Source organism: Nitrospira tepida, assembly GCF_947241125.1.
Lineage (GTDB): Bacteria > Nitrospirota > Nitrospiria > Nitrospirales > Nitrospiraceae > Nitrospira_G > Nitrospira_G tepida.
In genome coordinates this window covers 2,850,573-2,873,032 of record NZ_OX365700.1, presented here as the reverse complement: position 1 = coordinate 2,873,032, position 22,460 = coordinate 2,850,573, and the positions used below count along the sequence as shown (strand labels likewise).

Annotated in this window: 31 protein-coding genes; 6 read left to right on the top strand and 25 right to left on the bottom strand. The window is 61.8% G+C overall.

Annotated elements, in window-relative coordinates; translation table 11 throughout:
* Nucleotides 1-45 precede the first annotated feature (45 nt).
* Nucleotides 46-579 carry a type II 3-dehydroquinate dehydratase gene (gene aroQ / locus QWI75_RS13670; protein ID WP_289269130.1) on the bottom strand — a complete coding sequence of 178 codons (534 nt, stop codon included), beginning with the start codon at nt 577-579 and terminating at the stop codon, nt 46-48.
* A 578-nt stretch (nt 580-1,157) separates the two neighbouring features.
* On the opposite strand from aroQ, the gene QWI75_RS13665 reads away from it, so the two are divergent.
* Nucleotides 1,158-1,373, top strand: coding sequence for a hypothetical protein (locus QWI75_RS13665; RefSeq protein ID WP_289269129.1), 216 nt, complete (start codon nt 1,158-1,160; stop codon nt 1,371-1,373).
* Nucleotides 1,374-1,481: 108 nt separating this feature from the next.
* On the opposite strand, the gene QWI75_RS13660 is transcribed toward QWI75_RS13665, so the two are convergent.
* The 15 genes from QWI75_RS13660 to QWI75_RS13590 form a co-directional block, all read right to left on the bottom strand.
* On the bottom strand, nt 1,482-1,721 hold the full coding sequence (locus QWI75_RS13660) for a hypothetical protein (protein ID WP_289269128.1): 240 nt from the start codon (nt 1,719-1,721) through the stop codon (nt 1,482-1,484).
* A 16-nt stretch (nt 1,722-1,737) separates the two neighbouring features.
* Entirely contained in the window at nt 1,738-1,998 is a 261-nt protein-coding gene (locus QWI75_RS13655) for a hypothetical protein (RefSeq protein WP_289269049.1), read from the bottom strand.
* A gap of 147 nt (nt 1,999-2,145) precedes the next feature.
* Nucleotides 2,146-2,490: a hypothetical protein gene (locus tag QWI75_RS13650; RefSeq protein WP_289269127.1), complete on the bottom strand. Its 345-nt coding sequence runs from the start codon at nt 2,488-2,490 to the stop codon at nt 2,146-2,148.
* Nucleotides 2,491-2,510: 20 nt separating this feature from the next.
* On the bottom strand, nt 2,511-2,651 hold the full coding sequence (locus tag QWI75_RS13645; RefSeq protein WP_289269126.1) for a hypothetical protein: 141 nt from the start codon (nt 2,649-2,651) through the stop codon (nt 2,511-2,513).
* Between the two features lie 444 nt (nt 2,652-3,095).
* Entirely contained in the window at nt 3,096-4,334 is a 1,239-nt protein-coding gene (locus QWI75_RS13640) for a phage major capsid protein (RefSeq protein ID WP_289269125.1), read from the bottom strand.
* A gap of 105 nt (nt 4,335-4,439) precedes the next feature.
* Nucleotides 4,440-4,616 (bottom strand): hypothetical protein, encoded by a 177-nt coding sequence (locus QWI75_RS13635; protein WP_289269053.1) that lies wholly within the window; start codon nt 4,614-4,616, stop codon nt 4,440-4,442.
* Nucleotides 4,609-5,100: a P27 family phage terminase small subunit gene (locus tag QWI75_RS13630; protein ID WP_289269124.1), complete on the bottom strand. Its 492-nt coding sequence runs from the start codon at nt 5,098-5,100 to the stop codon at nt 4,609-4,611. Before QWI75_RS13630 ends, QWI75_RS13635 begins: the two co-directional genes overlap by 8 nt.
* Before the next feature lie 101 nt (nt 5,101-5,201).
* Entirely contained in the window at nt 5,202-5,645 is a 444-nt protein-coding gene (locus QWI75_RS13625) for a hypothetical protein (protein WP_289269123.1), read from the bottom strand.
* A gap of 449 nt (nt 5,646-6,094) precedes the next feature.
* Nucleotides 6,095-6,877: an IS21-like element helper ATPase IstB gene (gene istB / locus QWI75_RS13620; protein ID WP_289266911.1), complete on the bottom strand. Its 783-nt coding sequence runs from the start codon at nt 6,875-6,877 to the stop codon at nt 6,095-6,097.
* Nucleotides 6,874-8,211, bottom strand: coding sequence for an IS21 family transposase (gene istA, locus QWI75_RS13615; RefSeq protein WP_289266912.1), 1,338 nt, complete (start codon nt 8,209-8,211; stop codon nt 6,874-6,876). The genes istB and istA overlap by 4 nt, the downstream gene beginning before the upstream one ends.
* A gap of 12 nt (nt 8,212-8,223) precedes the next feature.
* Nucleotides 8,224-8,568: a hypothetical protein gene (locus QWI75_RS13610; protein ID WP_289269122.1), complete on the bottom strand. Its 345-nt coding sequence runs from the start codon at nt 8,566-8,568 to the stop codon at nt 8,224-8,226.
* Nucleotides 8,565-8,861, bottom strand: a complete 297-nt coding sequence (locus QWI75_RS13605; RefSeq protein WP_289269121.1) for a hypothetical protein — start codon at nt 8,859-8,861, stop codon at nt 8,565-8,567. Before QWI75_RS13605 ends, QWI75_RS13610 begins: the two co-directional genes overlap by 4 nt.
* 83 nt (nt 8,862-8,944) lie before the next feature.
* Nucleotides 8,945-10,321 (bottom strand): DUF3987 domain-containing protein, encoded by a 1,377-nt coding sequence (locus QWI75_RS13600; RefSeq protein WP_289269120.1) that lies wholly within the window; start codon nt 10,319-10,321, stop codon nt 8,945-8,947.
* Complete coding sequence (locus tag QWI75_RS13595; RefSeq protein WP_289269119.1) at nt 10,299-10,760, bottom strand: hypothetical protein; 462 nt, start codon at nt 10,758-10,760, stop codon at nt 10,299-10,301. The genes QWI75_RS13600 and QWI75_RS13595 overlap by 23 nt, the downstream gene beginning before the upstream one ends.
* Nucleotides 10,757-10,951 carry a hypothetical protein gene (locus QWI75_RS13590; RefSeq protein ID WP_289269118.1) on the bottom strand — a complete coding sequence of 65 codons (195 nt, stop codon included), beginning with the start codon at nt 10,949-10,951 and terminating at the stop codon, nt 10,757-10,759. The genes QWI75_RS13595 and QWI75_RS13590 overlap by 4 nt, the downstream gene beginning before the upstream one ends.
* 136 nt (nt 10,952-11,087) lie before the next feature.
* Between QWI75_RS13590 and QWI75_RS13585 the strand changes: the two genes are divergently transcribed.
* The gene (locus QWI75_RS13585; RefSeq protein ID WP_289269117.1) at nt 11,088-11,828 is read left to right on the top strand and encodes a hypothetical protein; all 741 of its coding nucleotides are present in this window, start codon (nt 11,088-11,090) and stop codon (nt 11,826-11,828) included.
* On the top strand, nt 11,791-12,993 hold the full coding sequence (locus QWI75_RS13580) for a tyrosine-type recombinase/integrase (RefSeq protein WP_289269116.1): 1,203 nt from the start codon (nt 11,791-11,793) through the stop codon (nt 12,991-12,993). The genes QWI75_RS13585 and QWI75_RS13580 overlap by 38 nt, the downstream gene beginning before the upstream one ends.
* On the opposite strand, the gene QWI75_RS13575 is transcribed toward QWI75_RS13580, so the two are convergent.
* Entirely contained in the window at nt 12,990-13,184 is a 195-nt protein-coding gene (locus tag QWI75_RS13575; protein WP_289269115.1) for a cupin domain-containing protein, read from the bottom strand. The two genes, QWI75_RS13580 and QWI75_RS13575, sit on opposite strands and share 4 nt — an antisense overlap.
* Nucleotides 13,185-13,193: 9 nt before the next feature.
* Nucleotides 13,194-14,021, bottom strand: coding sequence for a pyrroline-5-carboxylate reductase (gene proC, locus QWI75_RS13570; protein WP_289269114.1), 828 nt, complete (start codon nt 14,019-14,021; stop codon nt 13,194-13,196).
* Nucleotides 14,022-14,147: 126 nt separating this feature from the next.
* On the opposite strand from proC, the gene QWI75_RS13565 reads away from it, so the two are divergent.
* Nucleotides 14,148-15,245 (top strand): HEAT repeat domain-containing protein, encoded by a 1,098-nt coding sequence (locus tag QWI75_RS13565; RefSeq protein WP_289269113.1) that lies wholly within the window; start codon nt 14,148-14,150, stop codon nt 15,243-15,245.
* 88 nt (nt 15,246-15,333) lie between these two features.
* Complete coding sequence (locus QWI75_RS13560) at nt 15,334-15,834, top strand: hypothetical protein (RefSeq protein ID WP_289269112.1); 501 nt, start codon at nt 15,334-15,336, stop codon at nt 15,832-15,834.
* Here the strand turns inward: QWI75_RS13560 and QWI75_RS13555 are convergent.
* The 6 genes from QWI75_RS13555 to QWI75_RS13530 all read right to left on the bottom strand — a co-directional run bounded on the left by QWI75_RS13555 (nt 15,812) and on the right by QWI75_RS13530 (nt 20,533).
* Complete coding sequence (locus QWI75_RS13555; RefSeq protein WP_289269111.1) at nt 15,812-16,258, bottom strand: type II toxin-antitoxin system VapC family toxin; 447 nt, start codon at nt 16,256-16,258, stop codon at nt 15,812-15,814. The genes QWI75_RS13560 and QWI75_RS13555 overlap by 23 nt on opposite strands.
* Before the next feature lie 3 nt (nt 16,259-16,261).
* Nucleotides 16,262-16,555, bottom strand: a complete 294-nt coding sequence (locus QWI75_RS13550) for a hypothetical protein (protein ID WP_289269110.1) — start codon at nt 16,553-16,555, stop codon at nt 16,262-16,264.
* Nucleotides 16,556-16,586: 31 nt separating this feature from the next.
* On the bottom strand, nt 16,587-17,747 hold the full coding sequence (locus tag QWI75_RS13545) for an LPP20 family lipoprotein (RefSeq protein ID WP_289269109.1): 1,161 nt from the start codon (nt 17,745-17,747) through the stop codon (nt 16,587-16,589).
* Nucleotides 17,744-19,213 carry a COG3014 family protein gene (locus tag QWI75_RS13540; protein WP_289269108.1) on the bottom strand — a complete coding sequence of 490 codons (1,470 nt, stop codon included), beginning with the start codon at nt 19,211-19,213 and terminating at the stop codon, nt 17,744-17,746. The genes QWI75_RS13545 and QWI75_RS13540 overlap by 4 nt, the downstream gene beginning before the upstream one ends.
* A 77-nt stretch (nt 19,214-19,290) precedes the next feature.
* Nucleotides 19,291-19,821, bottom strand: coding sequence for a penicillin-binding protein activator LpoB (locus QWI75_RS13535; protein ID WP_289269107.1), 531 nt, complete (start codon nt 19,819-19,821; stop codon nt 19,291-19,293).
* 139 nt (nt 19,822-19,960) lie between these two features.
* Entirely contained in the window at nt 19,961-20,533 is a 573-nt protein-coding gene (locus QWI75_RS13530; protein ID WP_289269106.1) for a hypothetical protein, read from the bottom strand.
* Nucleotides 20,534-20,706: 173 nt separating this feature from the next.
* On the opposite strand from QWI75_RS13530, the gene QWI75_RS13525 reads away from it, so the two are divergent.
* Entirely contained in the window at nt 20,707-20,877 is a 171-nt protein-coding gene (locus tag QWI75_RS13525) for a hypothetical protein (RefSeq protein WP_289269105.1), read from the top strand.
* Nucleotides 20,878-20,908: 31 nt separating this feature from the next.
* Here QWI75_RS13525 and QWI75_RS13520 read toward each other — a convergent pair whose 3' ends face one another.
* Nucleotides 20,909-22,300 (bottom strand): caspase family protein, encoded by a 1,392-nt coding sequence (locus tag QWI75_RS13520; protein ID WP_289269104.1) that lies wholly within the window; start codon nt 22,298-22,300, stop codon nt 20,909-20,911.
* Nucleotides 22,301-22,460 lie beyond the last annotated feature (160 nt).

Below are 22,460 nucleotides of genomic sequence, written 5' to 3'. Positions count from 1 at the left end.
GATGGATACTCCTCATGCGTTCAGCAGCGGACTTGGTTCCCGCGTTTATGCGATGCGGGTCCGCTTGGCTGCAGGTTTGCGTTTGGCGTGACGGGTTGCGGAGCCTGTCGCTCGAGCTCCGTTTCGCCCGCTCAGTCCGTTCAGCCCGTTCAGATGGTCCAGCAGGCCGCGCAGCCCCAGGAGGTAGCTGCCCGGGCCGAAACCGGCGATCTGGCCCACCGCCACCCCGGCGATATACGAATGACGCCGGAACTCTTCCCGCTGATGAATGTTGGAGAGGTGCACCTCGACCGTCGGGACCTGGACGGCCGCGATCGCGTCACGGATGGCGACGCTCGTATGGGTGTAGGCCGCGGGATTGATCACGATGCCGTCGAACCGACCCCGGGCTTCCTGAATCCAGGTCACCAACTCCCCTTCCACGTTGGACTGCCGGCATTCGAGCCCGATCCCCTCCTGCGTTGCCAGCCGGCGGAGGGCCTGGTTGATGGCGGCCAAATCCGCCATTCCGTACAGGGACGGCTCGCGGGTTCCCAGCAGGTTCAGGTTCGGCCCGTGCAAGACCAGCACTCGAAGCATGCGCACTCCACTGGTTGTAGCCGGGGTTAACGGGCTAAGCGACGAAGTATCCCTGTGTGGCGATCTGAAGGCGGCGGTATTGTAACAATCCATTGGCGGGGGGTCAAACAAGGAACCGGATCCCGGCCGGTGAGCGTGGGCTGGCGGACGATTTGTCCGCGAGACGCCGTTCAATCGGCCTGTGACCTGTTCGTTCCCGGCGGTGGTGGACTCCTACGTCTTTGTCTTTGTATTGAACACGGTCGCGTCGCAGGAGACGTACTTGATCGAAAAAACGCCGATTTCCTTGATATTTGATTGAGTGGGATTAAATGCTACTGAGAGGGCTTAACTTACTGACTTGTCGGCAGTTTTCCCCTCTTTTGCCATGTGCAGGAGTGGGATTGAGTATGATTTTGAACCGGGAGTAAAACCGGGATCAGGGTTTTTCCCTGGTTCCGTGAAGGCCAGACCGCCGCATTTCGAATATGAGCCACGATCTCGGAGCGGGACAGGGGGCAGGTAGGGTCCGGCGTTGATTGTGGCGAGCCGTGGCGGACAGCACGGCGGGCGAACGGGTTCCGTGAACGGGGCGCACGATGAACCGGCAGGATGAACAGGTCTCTCCCGCGCTGAGCCGCCTGGTCGAGCAGTATCCGGTCCTGTTCCGCAAGCTCGTCGGCTGGCTCAATGAACCGGACCTCTACGGCCGGTTCACCCTTTCCCGTCACGGGACGGCGAAAGTCACCTTCGAAGTCACCCGCAGCTCGCAAGAAACGGCATCGGGATCTGACAACGCTCCCCGATCGCGGTAAGAGCCCCGGCCTTCATTCCTCGCGAAGCAGCCTGTGTCGTGTCATCCGCTGCAACAGCATGGCAAACAGGGGGAAGGCCAGGCTTCCCCCCGATCGTAGGCCACGGCCTCAGTCCTGAAACGCCAGCGTCCCCAGGATCCTCGCCACCGCCTCCCGCTCTTTGGCCGTCGCGCGTTCAATCCGATACCCGCAGCCGACCCAGGACATGAGATCCAGGACTCCGCCATCGGGCAGGACCATGACGGGTTGGCCGTAGCTCGATTGACTGTGCTCCGTCGATAGTGTGACTGTGACCCTCTTGCGCGCTGGGGACTCTCCAAATGGGTCCACTCGGTATGAGCATGTCATGATTCCCCCTCCTTGGTTACGGCCACCAGGCCGGCAGTGAGTATTCAATCCCTCCGGTCTCTCGGTTCCGGTCCCGCGTCAGTGGGGCTTTCAACAGGCGAAGCGCCTGGAGGTAGCGATAGAATTCCCGATGCGGGATCCCTAAGACCTGCTCCACGTGCGCCCGGCTGCTCGGGCGCCGTTGGAGGAGCCAGATCAGTTCCAGCCCTTCCGCCAGGATGCGCTTTTTGATCTCAACCCCGTTCGGTAGTCTCGGGCGTGGCCGGCGCCGTCGCATGGCTCCCTCACGCGCGCGAGCGTGCGGCCGCAAGCAAGAATTCCAGCCGCCGTAAGGAAATGGTCTTGCCAAGTTTCGATTGCAGCCGGTAGCCCCGGCCCTGGCTTCGTCTGTGCCCGTTGGCCGGGCTTCTGAATTGCTTCAGATTCATCGGCTCCCCCCTTCCGTCCGGCCGGCGGTCAGCGTCGGGATACCTTCGATCACGTAGACGCTATTCCCATCCATCGAATTCTGGAGTTCGCACAAGACTTCACGGTCGCATGTGAGGATGAAGTCTTCCAGCACGGCGAGCGCCTCGGCCCTACTGGGAAATGGACCGACCCGCCGGGGATAGAGCCCGGTGATACACAGTCGCAGGAACCAGCCCTCACAGCCCCGCTCATCCGTGGCCTGGAAGAGCCAGTCTTCCGAAAGGGGCTGCTCGCGCCAGATGCGCGCGGGCTTCTCATCAGTCCGAACCGGATTGTCTGCGACGACCTGAAGCGTATTCATGGCGTCCCCCTGGTTGTTGGTTAGGTGACCTTGCGGCTGTTGAAATGCTGCTCCAGCAAGTGGCGAATCAGGCCCGCCGCCGTGGTCCCGCGTTTGCGTTCGGCGTCGAGCTTGGCTTTGAGGTTCTTCGGCAATTGGACAACGAGGCGAGTCATTTTCATTGTCGTCCCTCCTGATGACAGCAGGCTATCAAATAACAGCATAGCATGTCAATTGTCATATCCTTGAGATGCCGGGCTGTGATACCTTTGGGCACTATGTCAAAAGGAAAAGCCGAGAAGGGCTCTTGGGTCTTCCGGGATATTCCCCGGGATCTGATGCATCGAATGAAGATCGCCGCCGCCGTTCAGCGAAAGTCGGTCAAACAGCTCCTTATGGACCTTTCAGCCGCGCACCTTGAGGAGATGGAGAAGAAGGGGATGTTGCCGAAAGGGAAGGGCTAATCGAGATTCTTCCGGTGTTTGACGATGGCCGCGAGGAGCCGGCGCCTGAACATCCGGGAAAAAGTGGGGGCTCTTGGCGCGGCGAGAGTGTCCCGCGGGCTCCGCGCCAAGTTTGTGCCGCCGTGGCCGCCCCCAAGCCGCCGGTGGAGGCCCGCGAGCCGCTTACGCCATCTGCAAGGCTTTGACCGCCCCGCCGCCGCCGTCCACCAGGTCGCCATCCGCGCGGATGAACGCCAGGAAGCCCAGTTGCAAGTAATCGGCATACCGTTCTTCCAGCCGCAAGACCCGCGGTTCCTTCACCAGGCGGACGTAATAGGCAGACAGATCACCGAACAGAATCGCCTTGTTCCCTGTGGCCATGCTCGGCATGTTCGGATCAATGACGACCGGCTTGCCGAGGAGCGAATCCGGCGTGCCGGCGGCCAAGTCGCCGTACAAGGGACGATTCTGGCTATCTTTCAATTTTCGCAGTGCCCCGAACGTGGTGTCGTTCATGAGCCACTTGCCGTTCTGGCGATACAGCGGATCGACACTGTGCATGTGGTCCACCAGCTCGTCATAGGTGACCGCCGTGGCACTGGCCGCCGTCTTGCCCACCGTGGCCGCGGTGACAATCCCGCGCGGTTTGGAGCTGCCGTCCCCCGTCACCCAGTGCTTCGCCGTGATCCGCCCCAAGCGCTCCCCGAGCTTCTTCATGACGTAGGCCGCGAAGTCAAAGCCGGCATCGTCCATGAGTTGGATCGAGACACGCACGATTTTCGAGGAATAGAGGAAGCTCTGCAACACGACTTGCGAGAGCACGACATCGCCTTCGTTGTGCGTCGTGTTCTCTGAGATGATCTCGCCCTCAACCGCCGTTTCGTTGTCCGTGGGAATGGGAAGATCGGCCCCGGTCTGAGACTGTACGATCGTGCAGTTCGGCAACACCCCGCCGATCTGTTTCAACGCTTCCACCAGGGGGGCCATCCCGGCATCCGGCACGGCATACCCGCCTGCCGACCCCGGCGACGTGCCTTGCGCCATCCGAATGTCCGGATCGTGACGCAGCCGCTTCGTCATGATCGCCCGCTCATCTGGATCGAGCCCGTTGATCCCGAATTTCAGGAAGTTCGAAAAGGCCCGGACCTCCGGTTCCCCCTCATCCTCCGACAGTCCCGGCCGTGAGGACAGCCCGCGTAGGATGCGATCCATCTTCGGATCGCGCCGGCCGGCATCGGTCAGCGCATCCCCGAGTTCCGCTTCTCGAATCTGCGCGGCCAGACGATCGACTTCCACCATAATCCCGTCAAAGCGCGCCTCGATCTGCTTGGTAAAGGGCTCGCGTTTGAGGAGCGCTTGGGCCTCGTCGAGCAAGCGCCCGCGCTGCTCCCGAAGTTGCTGTGCACGTGTGAAGGACGACATAGCGAAACCTCCGTTGTTGAAAATCCCCGGAGGTTCGCCGTTCTGGCGGGTGGTCCGCCGCGGCGACATGCGGAGGCGGACAGCGTGCGGGGGTGAATGTGTCATTTATAAGTTTACAGTATCGTTCCTAGATGAATCAACCTTCTCGCGCGTTTCACGCGCCGCGCGTTCATCGCGCACCGCGGCTTCTATCTTTGCATCAATCCAGGTCTGATAGATCGAGCAAATCCCTTTCAATTGCCGCAACAGCGCGCGATGGAATTGCACATCGAGACTATCCACGGCGCGGCCTCTGCGGTTCGAAGAACTTTGCGATGCCCTTCGGCTCGCTGTCGTTCGGAAGCGGCGACACGCGGGCATGCTGGGCCGGTGTGGCACCCAGTTCGGCCAAGGCCGCTTGATAGGCGCGGCGTTCTTGCTGCATGATCCGCACTTCCGGCCGCGGTCTCGTCATCTTCAGCCCATCGCGTTCCGTTTCATAGGTGGCGCCGTGCTCGGCAATCGCCCTCTCGGCCCTCTTGAACATCGAATATGCGGTCGCGGCAATAAGTAGAATGCCATAGTCCGCTTCGCACAACACCCCATGTTCTCCACCGAGCAGGCGAACCAAGCGGTCCCATTCGGCGCTCGCGTCGGCATCGAGATCAGCCGGCTTCTGCGGAGTGCCGGCCACGAAGGGAGAGGTTCGCGCGGAGGTCAGCGGGCGTTTGCCCGGGTTTCCACGTAGGATGCGAAGACGCTGCGGATTCGGCTTTCTGCCTCTCATAAGGCCTCCCTAAAAAACAGTTGCGAATTTCGCGGGGAAATCGCGAATGGGGACCGCGCGGTCTATACGTAAAGGCCCCAGACTTTTCACCCGCCTTCCCCTCATGCGGGCAGATGTCCGCGAATGTGTTGCGGATCGACCAGCACGGGACCAGGTTGACCAAACAATTCCACGGCCACGGCCAGGCGGTACCCGCCAAAGACTTCTTGCACAACACCGAGCCGGTCCCCGCCCTCAGTCAGCACGATTACACTGTCACCAGGCCGGTACCTCGCTTCCGCCGCCGGCTGGTATTCCTCTCCGATCAACTCCCCGGCTTCGCCGTCGTCGTCCAGCAGGTCGCACGGCGGGAGCTGCGCCGGCTGTGCTGGCAGGCGCGAAGTCGGCTGTCGGCGCCGCCGGAGGTTGGCCAACCTGGCCAACTGGCGCGCGCGCAGGTCTGCAACCATGGCCAGCAGGCGTTGCCGTTCCGCCGAATCTTCCGCATTGATCCACGCCCAGCGGAGTTCGGCCGCTTCACGGGCGAAATCCTCACTGCCCGGCATGTCATTTCCTCCTCGTGTGAGATGAGAGGCGATCAACTCCATCCTTCACGCGCGTCAATGTCACGCATTCGCCAGACCGCGTGATGCGGTAGGTTTCGCCCTGTGCGTTCGCCAACTCTTTCAATGCCCGCCCAGAGTAGCGGACGCCTTCAATGATCCACGTATCTGTCCCCACCTGATAGCCGCGCGTGCTGTTCATCCACCAGTAAAAGAAGTCGCAGGGGTACAAAATAGCACGGACCATCAGTAACCAGGTTGGCAGCATCGCCCCTTCAGTTTGCCTGGAGGTTGCCAAGCGCCACAGTCTGGCACGCAACGATCGGGCCTCCCTCATCGTTCACACGCCGGTTGATAGGTCCGGCCAGCCGGCGCAGGCGGCTCGGCCTGCTTCGATGTCAAGGGTCACCCAAATTTCCCCAGTTATGGTCATCGAAAACTCCCCACCCTGGTTACGTGGTCGTGGCGGCTTCTTCGACGCGCACCAAACCGGCTTTAAGTTTCTCCTTGAGCCGGTACGAATGACCACGGATATTGATGGTGATGGCGTGGTGCAGGACCCGATCCAGGATCGCGGTCGCCAGCACCCGGTCCCCGAAGACCTCCCCCCAGGCCCCGAAACTCTGGTTACTGGTGAGAATCATCGGCCCCTTCTCGTAGCGACGCGAGATGAGTTGGAAAAACAAGTTGGCCCCGGTGCGGTCAATGGGCAGATAGCCGATCTCATCGATGATCAGTAACCGCGGGATCGTGTAGAGCTTCAGCTTGTCCTCCAGCCGATTCTCCGTCAGGGCTCGAGTCAGTGTGGCGATCATGGCGGCGGCCGTCGTGAACAACACCCGATAGCCTCGCTCGATCGCTTTGAGCCCCAGCCCGATGGCCAGGTGGCTTTTGCCGACCCCGGGCGGCCCCAAGATCACGAGATTCTCGCCGTGCTCGATGAAGTGGCAGGTGGCCACTTGCTGGATCTGCTTCTTATCCAGCGACGGCTGGTAGGCGAAGTCGAAGACCTCCAGACTCTTCACAAACGGAAACCGCGCGAGACTGGTGCGCATCGTAATGTTCTTCTCCGCTTTGGCGGTCACTTCTTCACTGAGGACCTGATCGAGGAAGTCCGCATACGACAGGTCCTTGGCCGCCGCCTCCTGTAAGAGGGCGTCGAGCCGCTCGCGGCTCTTCAGGAGCCGCAGCCGCGTCAGCTGTTCACGGAGCCGTTCCAGTTGCGCCGGGTTCATGGCTGCACCTCGTGCGCCGCCGCGCTCCCGCACACCGCCTCGTAGCACGCCAGATCCCGCACTTCGACCTCCGGGACCGCACCGGGGTGAGTGGCCAGTTCGCTCAGGGTTGACCGGCGCTGGCGCGCAATGCGGGCACTGGCGCCGGGGCCGTGCTCCGGCAGAATGCGGAATTGGTGGCGGCCGGGTAACACGGGATGGGTGGCCACCTCGCGGTCGCGATGGAAGATATGGATGGTGTCGCCCCGCCGTTGCGCCTCAACCCGTTGCCCAATCAGGCGGAAGGGCACGGAATACCGATTCGTGTCGAAGCTGACCAGATAGTCTTCAGCCACGATCCGCGAGACCCGCGCCTCCTGCTGGAAGCCGCGCTGGCCCGCCAGTGGCACGAGGTGCTCGCGTTCTCGCTCAAACCGCGCGATCGGTCGCTCATGAGTCGTGCCGTGCAGGCGCTGGTCGGCGATCGTCACGTTCCATTCGTCGAGCTGGGCCTGGAAGTCCACCACGTCGACAAACGTCCGCCCGGGCAGAAAGTTCCGCTTCACATACTTCACGCCCGATTCCACTTTGCCTTTGGTCTGCGCCCGGTAGGGCCGACACACGCGGGGCTCAAAGCCCCAATAGTCGGCAAAGGCTTTGAACGTGGGATTCCAGAGGCGTCGGCCGGTCTCATCCGCATAGCACACGGTGCGCGGACGATCATAGAGATGCTCGCGGGTGTGCCCGCCGAAATGGGCAAAGGCCCGTTCATGGGCCTCCAGAAATTGCGCCAGGCGCTCATCGGCACACGCGTGATAGAAGCCGCGGCGACTGAACCCTAAGGTGAGCACGAACACGTGCACCACGACGGGACCGGTGCGGAAGGGCACGGTGGCCTGGCCCCAATCAATCTGACTTTGCTGCCCCGGCGGGGTCTCAAAGCGGAGGAGGGCCCGCTCCGCTTGCAGCTGGACCTCGCGCAGCGGCGCCACACACCGCTTCACCGTCTCATAACTGCCGGTGTAGCTCCGGCTCGCCCGCAGTTCCTGGTAGAGAATCCGCGCCGAGTACCCCACCTGCGGGGCGCGGGTCCGCACAAAGTCGGCATGGGCGGTGAGCAGCGTCTCCGCCACCGCTGCCCGGCGATAGGGGTGCCACGTCGTCTGCCGCAGACTGCGCCGGACCGTCTTGCGATCCAGATCCAACCGCCGCCCAATCGCTGAAATGGACACCCGCTCCTCGTGAAACAACCGTCGAATCTCCGCCCATCGCTCCTGATCCACCATGCATGCCTCCCCAGATTGGTCCCCCTGGGCACGCATGATCGCCGACGCTCCCGTCTCGTCAAGTCCCATCTCCCTCCTCCTTCAGTTAGGAGGGTGGGGAAAATTCAATGACCACACCTGGGGATTATTGGATGACCGCTGACACTTCGAAGCTTCGTTGAGCAAACTGGCCAGGTTCGCCGCAGCCACCCAGGTCAGGCGGGCCTCGTACCGGCCGTCCGCTCCGATGAGCCGGACTTCATGCGCTTCGTGGTCAACGGTGATGCGAAGCTCACCCATGCGGCGATCATCGCTCCTATTCGAATCCTGGCGGCCCGTTGGTCGGGCTGGGCAGTCGTAGGCGCCATGAGCATGCGCCCGGTCATGCAGGTACGTTGCCCCACAGGCCGGACAGCGGTAGGTCTTCCGTTGCAGCCAGGGGTTCATGTCCGCCTTCCTTCCGGGCCAGGGACAAGCAGGTCTTCCCGAACCCACACCAGCCGGCCACGATAGGACAGGCACAACCACACCCTTTCAACCCCCATGGCATCCGTCGCCAGGTGCAGATGATCGAGGGTCGCCGGCCCGCGGACTTTCCCATCCATGGACCGCCAGTAGATCCGCTCCCTTTTTTCGTATTTCGTACCGCCAGGGGCTGAGCCTTTGTCCTGATGGATGCGAGCATCAGGCTGGGGGCTTTGCCCCAGTCCAACCCGCCGGAGAATGTCCAAATAGCTCATGGTTGCGTCCTTCACGGGTTACGAAATAAACGAAAGAAACGAAAGAAGCCCCTCACACCATCCCCTTTTTTCGTTTAATTCGTTTATTTCGTACCTGGTCGCCACACATTCCGTGACCGTCCATCAGTCTCGATCTTCTCGCAGCGAATCAGCTTCGCATCGACAAGGACCTGCTTCGCTCGTTCCAATCTGGAACCCGGCACGTTTCGAGAGAACAAGTCTGAGATTTGCGAGTCTGAGAGCCCGCCCGTCGTGCGAACGGCACGGAGAATCGTGTCAGCCACGTGGTCCCCGGTTGAATCACCGAAGATCGTCAGAGTCGATGCCTCGGCGAATTGCCACAGCGCGGACGCGGCTTGCAGATGCACAAGGTCAATCTCGACTTTCTCGTCCAGAACGGCATAGAGCCCGGCGAGGCGCATCACGTGGGCCTCACCCCGCGCGAGGAGAGCGCCAGCCAGGCCAGGCCGATCCGCCGAGAGTGCTGAATAGATCGCCCGCCAGCCCTCGCGCGCCGATGGTGACAGACCGATCAGTCCCATCGTCCGGCCATGGCGGATCGCGCGCCCAAGTTTGTCCGCTAGATCGTGAAGGTCCGCGTCGTCGGGAGCGGATGGGAAGGGTAATTCCTTCGACCGCCTGACGGCAAACCAGGTGAATCGGTTCCCGAAACCGTTTGAACATTCGGTGTCGGTCAAGTTGCGGAGTAGTTCGTCCTTCGTCACATGTCCAACGATGCAGATGTGGGGATTTGTCGCACGAATCCGGTTCGCTTTCGTCATCGGCGCAAGGTCGAGTCCGTCCCAAGCATCGCGCAAGACTCCTGAAAGCGAGTTCCCTTCGCGGGCCATGACCCGAAGCACGGCGCCGAATTCGTTCTGAACCAGGAATAGCCGCTTATCCTCGACCCCAGGATCAACACAAATCGTCACCGTCTCCCCGGTTAATCGCCCTTTTTCTTTGATGGGCTCTTCTCGGTATTGCGGATCGCGCACGGCGTAGGCGAGTCCCTCCCCGCTCGAAAGTGTGCCCTTGTACTCGCCGCGAGACCACATAGGATCAGCGAGACTCAGCACTGCGTTGACACGTTTCCCGGCCGTACCCTTTCGGCTCTTACTCGTCTGTCCGACCAGTACCGGCCAAAACAGCAGCGGGTGATAAGAACCATCAAGGATCAAGTGAGGGGCTCGATTGAGCATCACGCCCACTTCAGCGAGACACGAGACCAATAACGCTACAGGATCGGCTTCGGTGTGCGGCTCCAAGACCTTCACCACTTCACCGGCCAGACCATGCATCGCGGCAGGATCGAGCACCGGCCACTCATCAGCGACAGGTATGCGAGCCGACCCGCTGTCCTGTTCGGGCTCAGGGGCGATCATGCCCATCGCCGCGTTGGCTCGTCGCAGCGAGTCGCGAAATTGCCCGCACGCGTCCTCAAAGCGTTCTAACCCGTTCATAGTAGTCTCCCTCTTCGCTCAAAACCGCATGCGCCGCCGCGATTGCGCCCATCGCTTGATCAAGTTGTTCGTTGCTCCAGCGCGCAATGTCGAGCCCGCGCGCTGCGAGGATCACTTGCTCCGCGTCACGCAACGTCTCTGCGTGACAGCCAGCCGCCCGATCTTTGTGCTCACGTGCTTCCCGCCGCCGTCGCGCCTCCGCCAGTGCGGCTGGATCTGGCCGGCGATCGTAGTACAGATCCGCGACCCGGAGCACGAGCGCAGCGCAGATCTCGTCGAGCGAGCAGCCCGCGAAGCACTTAAGTAGTAGTCCCCTCTCCCCCTCCGAGATCGAGAGCGATGGGGTACGGTCCGCATGCGCCGGACACCGGGCCGACCATCGGCCGTTCCCGCGCGCGCGGACGGCATCCAGCCGTGGCAGCAAATCCGCGAGCGTCACGCCGACTCCTTGAGCCCCACCGGCGGGCGGTACTCGCCGAGGAGGCGGGCGACTTCGCTTTCCGGGATCGAAACGATCCTTCCCGTTTTTCTAAATCCCACTTCCCGGCGCGCGCATTTCTTCCGCAGTGCGGCGACGCTGTAGCCCGTCAAGCGTGAAACTTCTGGTAAGCGAAACTGTTTTTCGAGCATCTGATTAACCTCCTAGTAGTTGACTATCACGCTATTTCTGAATACACTGCTACCATGGTTTGCGATATGAGTAAATATCGCAAACACTAATCGTGAAATTGCGTTAAGAGCGCAAACTAAGCGAGGAGACTACCCTATGAGGAGCCAGCGTCACCCGGATGTCGCGACCGGCAAGGTCGATCTGAAGCGACCGACGCCTGAGCCACTACCTGAGTCTGTTCGGTTTGCGATGGAATTCGTCAAGGCCGGCGGCCGGATTACCTCGGAAAGTGGTGTCTATGGTGGGGCCGCGCAAAGCGCGATGGTTTGGCTCTTGAAGTTCCGGGGCACCGATGTCGCGTCCCTGAGTACCGGAGGGTTGACAGACAAGTTAATGGAAGTCATTCGCTTCAGTTTTGATGGTGGGCTCATTTTCAACCCTGGGCTCGGAAATTATGATGAAGGCAGAGACAAGAGGCTTACGATTGCGCCACTGACAGCGGTTACGATGGCGCCACTGTCAGTGGCGCCCAGTGATTTCCTCTCCGAGCTACAGCGTAAGGTCCGAGGCCTTCTCGACCAGTATCTTCGCGACGGACACCTTCCTATTGAGAACCTAACTGTGAGCCTCGAAGTCTGCCGCACGCGTCCAGGCGTCACCATCCATGCTGACGATTTGACTACAGGGTTTCTCTACCACATGGGGCAGCTCCTTGGGATGCTCGGGCACCGCCTCGGCACCTGCCGGCATTGCAAAACCTGTTTTCTCGCAGGACGCACAGACAAGGCCTATTGCTCAAGGCCATGCCAGGCCTTGCAATACAAAGTGGATCACCCGCCCAAGAAGGGAGGCAAGCGTCATGGCACGAAAAAACGGCAAAGATCGCGGCATCGTTGAGAAGCCGGCCGGGAGCGGGCAATGGTGGGTTCGGCTCTATGAAAACGGTCGAGAACGATGGACGCGCTGCGACTCGAAGTCGCAGGCCAGTGCGCTCTATCATCGGCTGAAGGAGCAAGTCCGGCAGGGGGTCCTGTTGCCAAAGCCCGCCGCGGTCCCTGTGGTCCGGCTGAAGGAGTATGTCCCGCGATACCTCGAACAACTCCCACTTCGAGGGGTGAAGGCGTTGACCGTGGCGACCTATCGCGCGCGGATCACCAAGCACCTTGTCCCGGCCTTTGGAGGCAGCCCGCTCCACGCGATCACGCGCCCCGCCGTCAAGGAGTGGGCCGCGGCCTTATTACAGCACGGACTTGATTTCAACACGGTGAAGGGGCTTGCGCTGACGCTCTCCGGCATCCTCACGCAAGCCGTCGAGGATCAGGTGCTCTCGCATAATCCCCTGTTGCGTCTTGGCACGATGTTGAAACGGCCGTCCACCATCGCAGACGAGGAACTGCCCTGTTTCACGCCAGCAGAAGAGGATGTCATCTTGACCGCGGCGAAGGCGAAGCCGGGGCCGGCCTATCCGATGATCTTGACCCTCTTCCGCACCGGGGTTCGGATCGGTGAACTGCTCGCGCTCCATCGAGAGGATGTCAATACGGTTTCCCGGACGCTCCATGTTCGCCGCACCTGGTCGAAGTGGCGCCTGAGCACCCCCAAAAGCGGCAAGAGCCGCAAGGTCGATCTGTCGCCGCACCTGTTGGACGTGTTGCGGGCCTGGATGGATGTCTCACAATTGGATGCCGCGATGGGAGAGCACCCGTGTCCGCCGATGCTGTTTCCCGGCGGACTCGGCGGGACCCGGCAAGCCCCGTTCTACTACTCCGAAAATGCCTTCCGCTCGACCATCTGGTTCCCGGTTCTCGAACAGGCGCAGGTCTCCCGCTTGCCTGTCCATGCCGCCCGGCACACGTACGCCAGCCGGCTCCTCGCCGCAGGAGTCCCGATCAAATACGTGCAGGCTCAACTCGGCCATGCGTCTATCACCGTGACCGTCGATACCTACGGGCATTGGCTCCCCGCCACTGGGTCCCATCGACCGGTCGATGTGCTGGATCGAGAAGAAATGGCGGCCGCGACCGGGAGTAAAACCGGGAGTGACCGCCGTGAGAATGTCTAAGTAGTTGATTTCTTATTGAACACGGTCGCGTCGCAGGAGACGTACTTGATCTGTTTCACCGGAATGATCGTGACCTCGCGCGGCGTGTCGATCTCCAATACCTCCATGTCCTCGCTGATCGTGTGGCGGACGGCATCCTTGACCATCAGTTCTTGGTTGTCCGTGAAGACGACTTTGACCCAATACTGCACGGTATGCTCCTAGCGTGAAGGTGGTTCGCAGCCAAGTTCTGTCGATCGCTCGGCCGCGGCTTCCACGGCCGACATAAGCGCGGCCCTCAAGCCGCCCTGTTCCAGCGCATGCAGGCCGGCGATCGTGGTGCCGCCGGGCGATGCCACCCGGTCTTTCAACTCCGCCGGATGAAGGCCGGTTTCGAGGACCATCGTGGCGGCGCCCAGCACCGTTTGAGCCGCAAGGGCCGCGGCCACCGGACGAGGCAACCCGGCTTTGACGCCGCCGTCCGCCAGGGCTTCGATGATCAGGAACACATAGGCCGGCCCGCTGCCGCTGAGCCCCGTGACGGCGTCCATCAGGCGCTCCTCGACCACGGTGACCGACCCGACCGATTCGAAGAGAGCCGTGGCGCGCGCGATGTCCTGAGGCGACAGATCCGGTGACAGGGCCAGAGCCGTGGCCCCGCGCCCGACAATCGACGGGGTGTTGGGCATGGCACGGACCGATCGCCCGGTTCGGGCCAGCACCCGATTGAGGCGGGACAGGGGATAGCCGGCCGCCACCGACACGATCAACACGTCGGGGTCGAGGGAGGGGGTGAGGCCCCTGAGCACCTCATCGAGGATTTGCGGTTCGACTGATAACACGATCATGTGGGCCCCGGACACGGCGCGCGCATTGTCGGAGGACACGCGAATCGAAAAGGAGCGAGCGAGGTACTCCAACCGCTCGGGCCGGATGTCGGTCGCGATGATCTGGGCGGGAGCGACCTGCCCGGTCTTGAGAAGACCCGACACCAGGGCCTCGGTCATATTGCCGCCGCCGATGAAGGCGATCTGCTGTCCGGTAAACATGGGGCGCGATTATACTGTGGCCCATGCGGGCCTTCAACTTGCACCGCCTTTGCCGGAGCAGTACAGTACTGTGGCAGGCGATGATGCATTGAACCTCAGCCTGCCGGTAGAAAGGAGGAGTCATCGATGATCAACAGGGGCATGAGGCCTATTTATGGTGTGACGTTGGTTCTCGGGGGAATCTGTGTCGTGGGTTTGCTGGCCGTCGAGGCGGAGGCGCGCCGGGCGAGTTTGACGGAAGCGGAACGGCAGGCGCTGGAGAAGATCCAGAAGGTCCAGATCCAGGCGCTGGTGCTGACCGACCAGGGACAGGAGGATGCCACAGCGGTCCGCGATCTTGTCGCCAAAAAGTTGGAGGAGTTCGAGTATGAGATCGTCAAGGAGCCGACCGATCCGAGCGATGCCGTGTTTCGCGTGAAATGCGAGCAGCGGAAGACCTGGGAGGGAACGGTCGCCGCCGGCGGCGATGCGGATCTCCCCGACTCCCCCTCTCGAGTCTGGAAGGGACCGGCCTGCCAGTTACGGTACCTGTTGGACGGCAAGCCGATGGCCTGGGCCAAGGAAGTACGCACGGACTTTGAGGACGCCCTCAAGGCGGCCAATGAAGCGGGCGAACGCGACCCAGGAGCCTTTGCTATCGCCAAGCTGAAAGAGAGGCTGGCGAAGTATGAATTTCCAGTGTTTATCACCACCGAATGGGGTCAGGAGGCGAGACTGCTCAAGATGCTCCAGAAGCCGGACCTGACCTCGAGCCGGAAGATCGCGCTCATCCAGGCCTTGGGAGATCTCTTTGCCGGATCAGCCGTCCCGTATCTGAAGCCTCTCCTGAAGGATCCGGATGTGGAAGTGGCCAAGGCCGCGATCATCGCCCTGGGCAACATCGGGCACCGGGAGAGCATCGCGATGCTCGTGGACGTGCTGCAAACCGGGTCGCCCGAGTTGCAGATCGAAGCCTGCCGCGGGTTGGGCAAGGTCGGAGCGCTCCATGGCGACGCCACGGTGATCCCGCCGCTGATCCATGCCATGGAGACCGGCGACATAAAGTTGCAAACGGCCGCCGTCTGGGCGCTTGGGCAACTCCCCGATCGACGGGCCTTCGAGCCCTTGCTGAAATTGCAGGCCTCGATGGGCGATAAGCGGGTGTCCGATCGTGAATCACCGGAGGGCAAGCTGTACGACGCGCTGCACTACACGCTCAAACAGATTGATGGGATCGAGCACTAAGACGGCTGGTTCATCCAAGGAAAGACCGCTTCGTGAGGCAGGCCTTCGATGGCGCGGAGTCCTGTCCGTCTTGGTGCTCTGCTCGGGGATGGCAACCGGGCTGCCGGCGCAAACCATCGGGGAGGAAGCCGAACTGGACCGGTTGCAGGCGCGGGCCGAGGAGTCCATGGCCAACGGCGACGCCGAAGGCGCGGCGATGAGCATGGGACGGGCGGCGCTGATGGCCCAGCAGTTGGGCAAGCGGTTCGGCACTCAGCCGACAGCCCTGGTCTACCGCAGCGCCGAATCATTGTTTCGCGCGCAAGAGCAGGGGTACCGGGCCCTCGCCCTGTTTCACCGGGCTGGGGGACAGGCTCCGGCCTCGCGCGGCGTCTGCCACACCCTCCGATCCGCACACCTCGGCTTACGCAAGGCCATGGCGAGCCTGAACCTGGACGAGCAGACGTTGCAGGCCCTCTCTCCCGCCGAGACAACGCGGATCAAACAGTTGCGAACCTCTGCGGATGACTGGACCACCGTCCTCGCGTCGATGACGGCGGACTTTCAATGTCCCGAGCCGAGCCCGTCTACTGATCATCCTCCGGATTGATCTGTTTGATGCCGTAGGGGCGGCAACATTCCAGCAGGGCCGTATCGGTGCTCACCATCGTCAGGCGGAGCGGTTTCAACTCGATCGCCAGCGCCAAGTGCAGCAGTTGGCCCGCGCGGAGTTGCGGATGGTGCAACGAGAGTTCTTTGACGGACAGGTAGGTCTCATGCGTGGGCGTGACGAAGTGATAGAGCCCCTGTAACGTTTCCTGCTCGAAGCGAAACACCGCCGAATACCAGTCGTCCCGGGTCAGCAACTCCTTCTTGGTCTGATTGGCCAGGATCGCATAGAGTTCCACCAGACTCTGGCTGGGTACCAGGATGACCTTCCCGCGTTTGACCAGGAGCTTATTGACGATGCGGGTGCCGCGTTCGCGGCTGTAGCGTTTGATGAGCGCGGTTGAATCAAAATAAAAATACGGCATCGGTTATCCTCTCCCGGCTACGATCAAGGGTGCCAATTCATCGCGCAGCTTCGACAGCCGATCCTGCAGCTCCTCCAACGGGACTTCTTCATACCCCTGCTTCTTCAGCATGTCCAGGAACGAGCCGTCCGTCATGGATGCGCTGTCGCGGCGGATGCGGTCGCGCAGATTGGCCTTGGCGACCCGGCTGGGGCCGCGCCGTTTCGTCACCGAAATCACGCCGGGCCTGGGGTCCCGCACACTGCCCCGCCCGGTGGCTCTGGGGCGGGCATCGGGCTTCTCGGTCTGTTTTGGCATCTCTCCTCCTTGGTGTAATGGGTGATCCGGATCAGGGCGCGCGTCGGGGGCCATCCGCTTCGGCGGAACGAGGGCAGGCCCCTCCTGAAGACGAAGTCCCCGACGGTTCCAGGTCTCCATACATATAATCTGTGAGGCGCCTCGTCAATTGTGCGGACAGATCCTGCTGCATCAGGCGCAAGGCTTTGGCCGTCGCCTCCTTCGTGGACACATGGCCGACCCGGTCGCCTTTCGAGAGGGCGCCGAGGACCCGGCCGGTCTCCGTCTCCACGATCAGGAAGTCGCTGCACCAACGGACATACCGGAACGCCGGGTCCTGGACTTCAGTGGGCCAGAGACGGACGAGTCCTTTGATGAGCAGGACCGGCCGCAGATCGGACGGTTCGCGCCGTGCCGGCACGCCGCCTGTCGAGAACTCGGTGACAGAAAGTCCCTCGCGGGCTAGACCCTCGATCAGCGCGCGTCCGATGGGTTCCGCATAGTCCCCTGACAGAGCGAGTCCGAGCGGGAGACCGGTGGTGAGGAACCGTTCTAATTCACCCGTCAATTCGGCGACCCGGTAGGACGACGCCAACCCCTGTCCGCTCGGCCGGATCACGCGCAGGTCGGCGTTGTGGGCTTCCCGCACTATGAGCGTGGTGATGGCCCGCTTCAGGCTGCGCGCATGCGCGAGGGGATCGGCGACCTGTCGGGCCTCCTCGACGTGATGCGCGATCGTCGCATCGAGCTCATTGATCCGTTCGAGTGTGGCCGCTTCGGCCTGGCTCCGGTTCATCCCGGCCAGCGCATGGTGCAGGCGGCGCTGATCGTCGTACCATTCGTCAAGCACCCGGACGTTTGCCAGGACCTTATCCGTAGAAATGCTGGTGACGTTGTCGAGGGTCAGCCGCCGCTCGTCCCGGCTTCGCCCCTTGTTCTCGATGACGAGATAGGATTCCCATTCCTTGGCCTGCGAATTGATCTCAGCCTTGAAAATCTTCGCGACCGCCGCATAGGCCCGCTCGGCCGCCACGGTCCGCGATTCTCCCTCGCCATGGCCGACCAGATACTGAGCGGGGGGAAAGGCTTCGTTCGTCCGTTTCATCCAGTCCGTGTCGGACGAACTGCTCCACCAGCCGCAACCGGAGAGGATGAGCGGCACAAGCCAGGCGGTTGCAGAAATCTCTCGTCCTACGCGTGTGACTCCGTTCATTGGAGTGCGCGCTCCACGAAGAACCGGGTATCCCCGGCGCGCAGGGTGACGTGGGTCGCTGTTTCCGGTTTGGCCAGCCCTCCCTGCATGGTCAGCGATCGGACCCGGAGATCGTACTCACCGGCCGGCACCCATAGCCGCGCCACCTGAATCTGGGCCGGCAGGGTTTGCCAGCAGCGCTTGTCCGCTTCTTCCGTCGCGACCGCCATGGTCTTCAGGAGGGAACCGACCACGAATGCCACCCATTCCAAATCATCCCGTTCCCCGTTCCGACTGCGTGGTCTCGTGGCGGATCGCACGCCTTGCTCGATGCCTTCGGCCAGCCCGTACTTCACGGCGGCGCGGGCTGCGGCGCGAACCATGATCCCGGGCAGTTGATCCGATAGGCTTTTTTCCGCCAGGGCGGTCAGGTCGTGGACGATCTCGGTTCGCGCCGTGAACGTGCCGGATTCCCCTGTGAGCGACAGGTGCCCGGCCGTCACCTGACTGCGTTGCGGGATGAGTCGTGGGATCGCCACGCGCACGATGCGGCCGTTGAGTCCATACAAGAGACTGTCGGCGGCGCGTGTCCGCTGGGAGCCGCCTCCGTACCCTCTGGCCAGCAGGACCAGCCGGGCGGCGTCGAGGCCGAGCGGAACGTCCAGGAACTGGTCCAGCCGGAACGGAGCGCGGCCATTATAGCTAATCAGGATGACCTGGGCGAGGTGCTCTCGGCTGCTGACTGGCTCCCAGGTGGTGTCCGGAAACTGCCGCCGATATTCCTCCGCCTCGGCCGTCAGATGCAGACCGTCGGCCGTTCGCAGGAGATCGGATTTGAGGCTGGACGGAGCAGCGGTGCGGGCCCAACCGCGGTTGGCCTGATAGGCGTCGTAGGCGCGGCGATAGGCGACGAAGGCATTGTTCTGATCGCCGCCGATTTCGTAGAGCATGCCGGTGAGATACCGGGCGAACCCGTCGTCGCGATAGGCGGTCTTTCCGGTCTCCCGGTCGGCGATGACGTTCAAGCGATGATCGATGCGGCGGGCTTCGACCAGGGCGCCGGACCAATCTTGCAGGAGCGCGTAGTTCACCGCCTTCACGACGTTGAGCATGACCTGTTCATAGGGATCTCCCTCGAACGGCAACTCATTGTCGTTGAGCAGAAAAGACAGGGCTTCGTTGCGGATCTTCCTCGTGTACAGCCGCTCGATTTCGTCTTCGGCTAGGCTCAGCAGCCGGTTGCTGTCCTCGTACCGGCCAGCCAATTGCAGCACTACCCCGCGATCCATGCCGTATAGCACAAGGCTCTTGGACCCGTAGTCTTCCTCGGCCTGTTGCAGCACGGCGTCGGCCTGAACCGGATTGCCGGCCAGCAGGTTTTGCTCGACCAACTGATACCGGTTGGGTCCAGAGGCGCAGGCCGGGGCGAGCAGGCAGAGGATCAGCAGCAGGAGCACGGAAGCGGTTGTGGGGAAGCGACGAAACACAAGGCTCCGGCCAGGCGGAGAGCAGGCAGGCACAGCAGGGGAAAAAACAGTCAAAGGACTGAATGGGAAAACGGTGGCTAGAAGACGGTCCGTTTGCGTTCGACGACCTTTTTAATCTTCCGCTGACCGATCCAGGATTTTTCGTTGCTCTCCAGATCCACCAACTCCAGATCGACCTGGTAATAGACGGCCTTGGCGCCGTCCGCCTCGTCGAGAATCGTGGAGATACTGCCCTTCATCATATAGTCGGCGCCCGTTTCCTTGCCCGGCGCCTTCTGGGTGTCTTCCCTGGCATGGATGGCCTGGTCCCGGCGTTCCTCTCGGATCTCGTCCCGTTCTCCCTTGGATGAGACGAACTTCACTTTGCCCGAATTGATGAGTTCGCGGGAGAGGTCGTTGATGAAGGTCTGCACGTTGATGTGCTCGTGGCTGCGGTTGACGATAGTGCCCACGATCACGACCGGTTGCCGGTGCTTCGCCTGCTGGTAGGAGGCAAGCCAGGGGCTGCCCAGGGAGGTCTTGATCATCTCTTCGGCGACCATGCGGGAATCGGTGTCGTTCCACCGACCACTGAGATCGGTAACGACGCCGGTATCGACCCGCGTCACCCTCGTCTCATGCCCGCAGCCGGTCAGCAGCGCCGAGAAAAGGAGGCCCGACCAAAGCCCATAGCCAATCCGCCGTGCGAAACCGTCCATCATGAAAGGATTTGTCGGCCCGCGTCGGTCGGCCCTGCCATCGCTCGCGTCATCTGATGCCGCGCTTCTCTTCTTCCTTTTCCAGTCGCTCGAACAGACGATCGGCGTTCTTGCGCACATAGTCCCGGACCTCGGCATTCAATTCCTTGGCCTTCATCATGTTTTCTTTCATGTCGTCGAGGCTGAGCTTCGTGAGGACGTAGTACGTGGGAGGGTTGGTCTTGTCGTCCTTGTATCGGTCGATGGGGCGCACGCCGGACAGGGTGGTGGTCGTGATGGTCTTGATCGCCCGTTCGACGTTCTGTTCTTCGGTGTTGCGGGTAAAGTCCCCGGCGGTCGTCGAGGCGGCATAATCCCGCATCAGATAGCCGGTGTAGGTGTCGAATGTTTTGGCAATCTCGGCCCTGGCCCGGTTCTCGGCCGTATCCCAGGCCAAGGGTTCGTTGCGGACGCCGGTCACGGCCCCCACTCCATAGAAGTTTTTCGAGTCCTTTTCATTGTACGCGCCGGACCCTTGTTTGACCCACTTGGGAGGGCCGCCGCAGGCCGCCAGCCCCAAGGCCAGCAGAACCACGAACAGGGCCCTCAGTCGTCGCGCGAGCGGGATCTCATGTGTTACCATTGGCTTCCTCCTTGCTCAATAAGCCGGATCAGGGAGCGATCGCCGCATCCGTATTTCCAAGTATAGACACAGGCGGATGCTAGCATGCGATTGGAGGGGTGTCAACGCAACGCAGACAAAGTGACAGGCTGATGTCAGGCGGCATTGGTGATCGATCAGGAGGAGGCGTTCCCGTGGCCGAGATTAAAATCGAAGACGGCATCATTCGCGTGGTGGAACTTGATGTTCAAGACCCGAAAGCGGCGGCAGTGCTGGCCGAGTACCCGGCCGCCCGATGGGCGGAAATCACCAGGCGGGCCTTGAAGATCGGATTGGGCTACATGAAGGGAGGGGCGAAGGAGTGACCGGTGGAACCTGTGCGAGAGGAGCCGAGCGTCACTGAGAACCGGGGGGCTGTGGATGCCCTTCAAGGAACCTGGAGGCCCGTCTATCGGTTCCGCCCAATTCATTGTAGCGGCGGTAGGCGTCGGCGGCCTTCTCGTCCTGCTTCAAGTGGTCTTCATACAATGTGCCAAGGGAAAGCAGCACGTCTGCATAGTCGGGATTGACCTCCAAGGCCTTGAGGTAGGCCCGTTCTGCCTCTTGGTACTGTCCTTTCTTTTCCTGAATCAGCCCGAGCGTATAATGGGAATCCGGATTGGCCGGGGCATGGGCCACGGCCAAGTTCGCGGTTTTTAACGCCTCGTCCACGTTTGGGAGGACTTCCAACTGCATATAGCTCTTCAGGACGTAGGCATCGCCGAAGGAAGGGGCCAGGGATATAGCCTTGTCCAACCGGGCCAAGGCTTCTTCCGGATTCTTACGGGCCTGCAAGAGGTTGAAGGCTTCCTCATAATGGGCCTTGGCTGCCGCCGTCCGTTCTTCCTCGGTCTGGGGGCCAGCCCCGACCGTGAAATCGACTTTCCTTCCCTCGATGAGGATCGTGTCCCCATCTCCGTCGAGCCTTGCATATTGCGGATGTTGGCTTCCCTTCGATCGGGTTTCGACCTGCTCCTGCACGTACGCGGCCAATTCGGTGGCCATCAACCAGCCGTTCTTGTTGCGATCGGCTCGTCCTGACAGGCCTTCCTTCAAGACCTGCATAAACAGGCCAATGCTGTCGGAACGGACGACCTCTTCCCCGTTCTTGGCCGCTGTCAACACTTGGACGGCCCGCTTTTCCGTATCCTGTTCAGGGGCCATGCGCCCTTCCAGCGAGAGCTGCTGGGGCGCGGTCACGTCCCAGCCGGTCACCGGGGTATCCAGAATGAGGAGGATGTGTTTGGCCATGACCCGCCGGCTGAACTCTTTCAACTGATCCAACGTGACGGATTTGGCCACGCTGCCCACCTGAGCGTCCCACGGCACCAAATAACCCAACGGGGCTCCACTCACGTCCGTGGTCTGGCCGGCATGTCCGGCAAAGTACAGCACCAGCCGGTCGGCTCGTCCGAGCTTGCGCGGCAATACGTCGTTCAAAATGTAGTTGAATTGTTTGAACGTGACTTTCTTATCGTAGAGCTCGATCACTTCCTCGAAGCCGAGCGTCCGCAGGAGATCTGCCATGGCCTTGGCGTCGCTGGCGGCGCCGGGAACCTTCGGCGCGACCAGATAATCTTCGATGCCGAACACGACGGCCCAGGATTTGTAGTAGAGCCCTTCGGGCTTCCCCGCTTGTGCCTGTGCGGAATCGGGGGTAGCGACAAGGGCGACCCATACGAGGAAGAAGAGGCCAGAGCGAACGGTCCGGGCGGTCAGCGAGAGCAGACGGCGGGCGACGGGCACCATATGAATGAACCCTACTCTTCGCGCGGCTGGCCTGTCAAGAAACCTGCTGCCCGTTGGTCGATTGACCGGCTGCAGGAGGCGGCCACGGGGTTGCGCTCGATCGAGACCTTGCGCATAATGACGCCGTTTCGACGCAGAAGGCGCAGGCGTCACATCATTT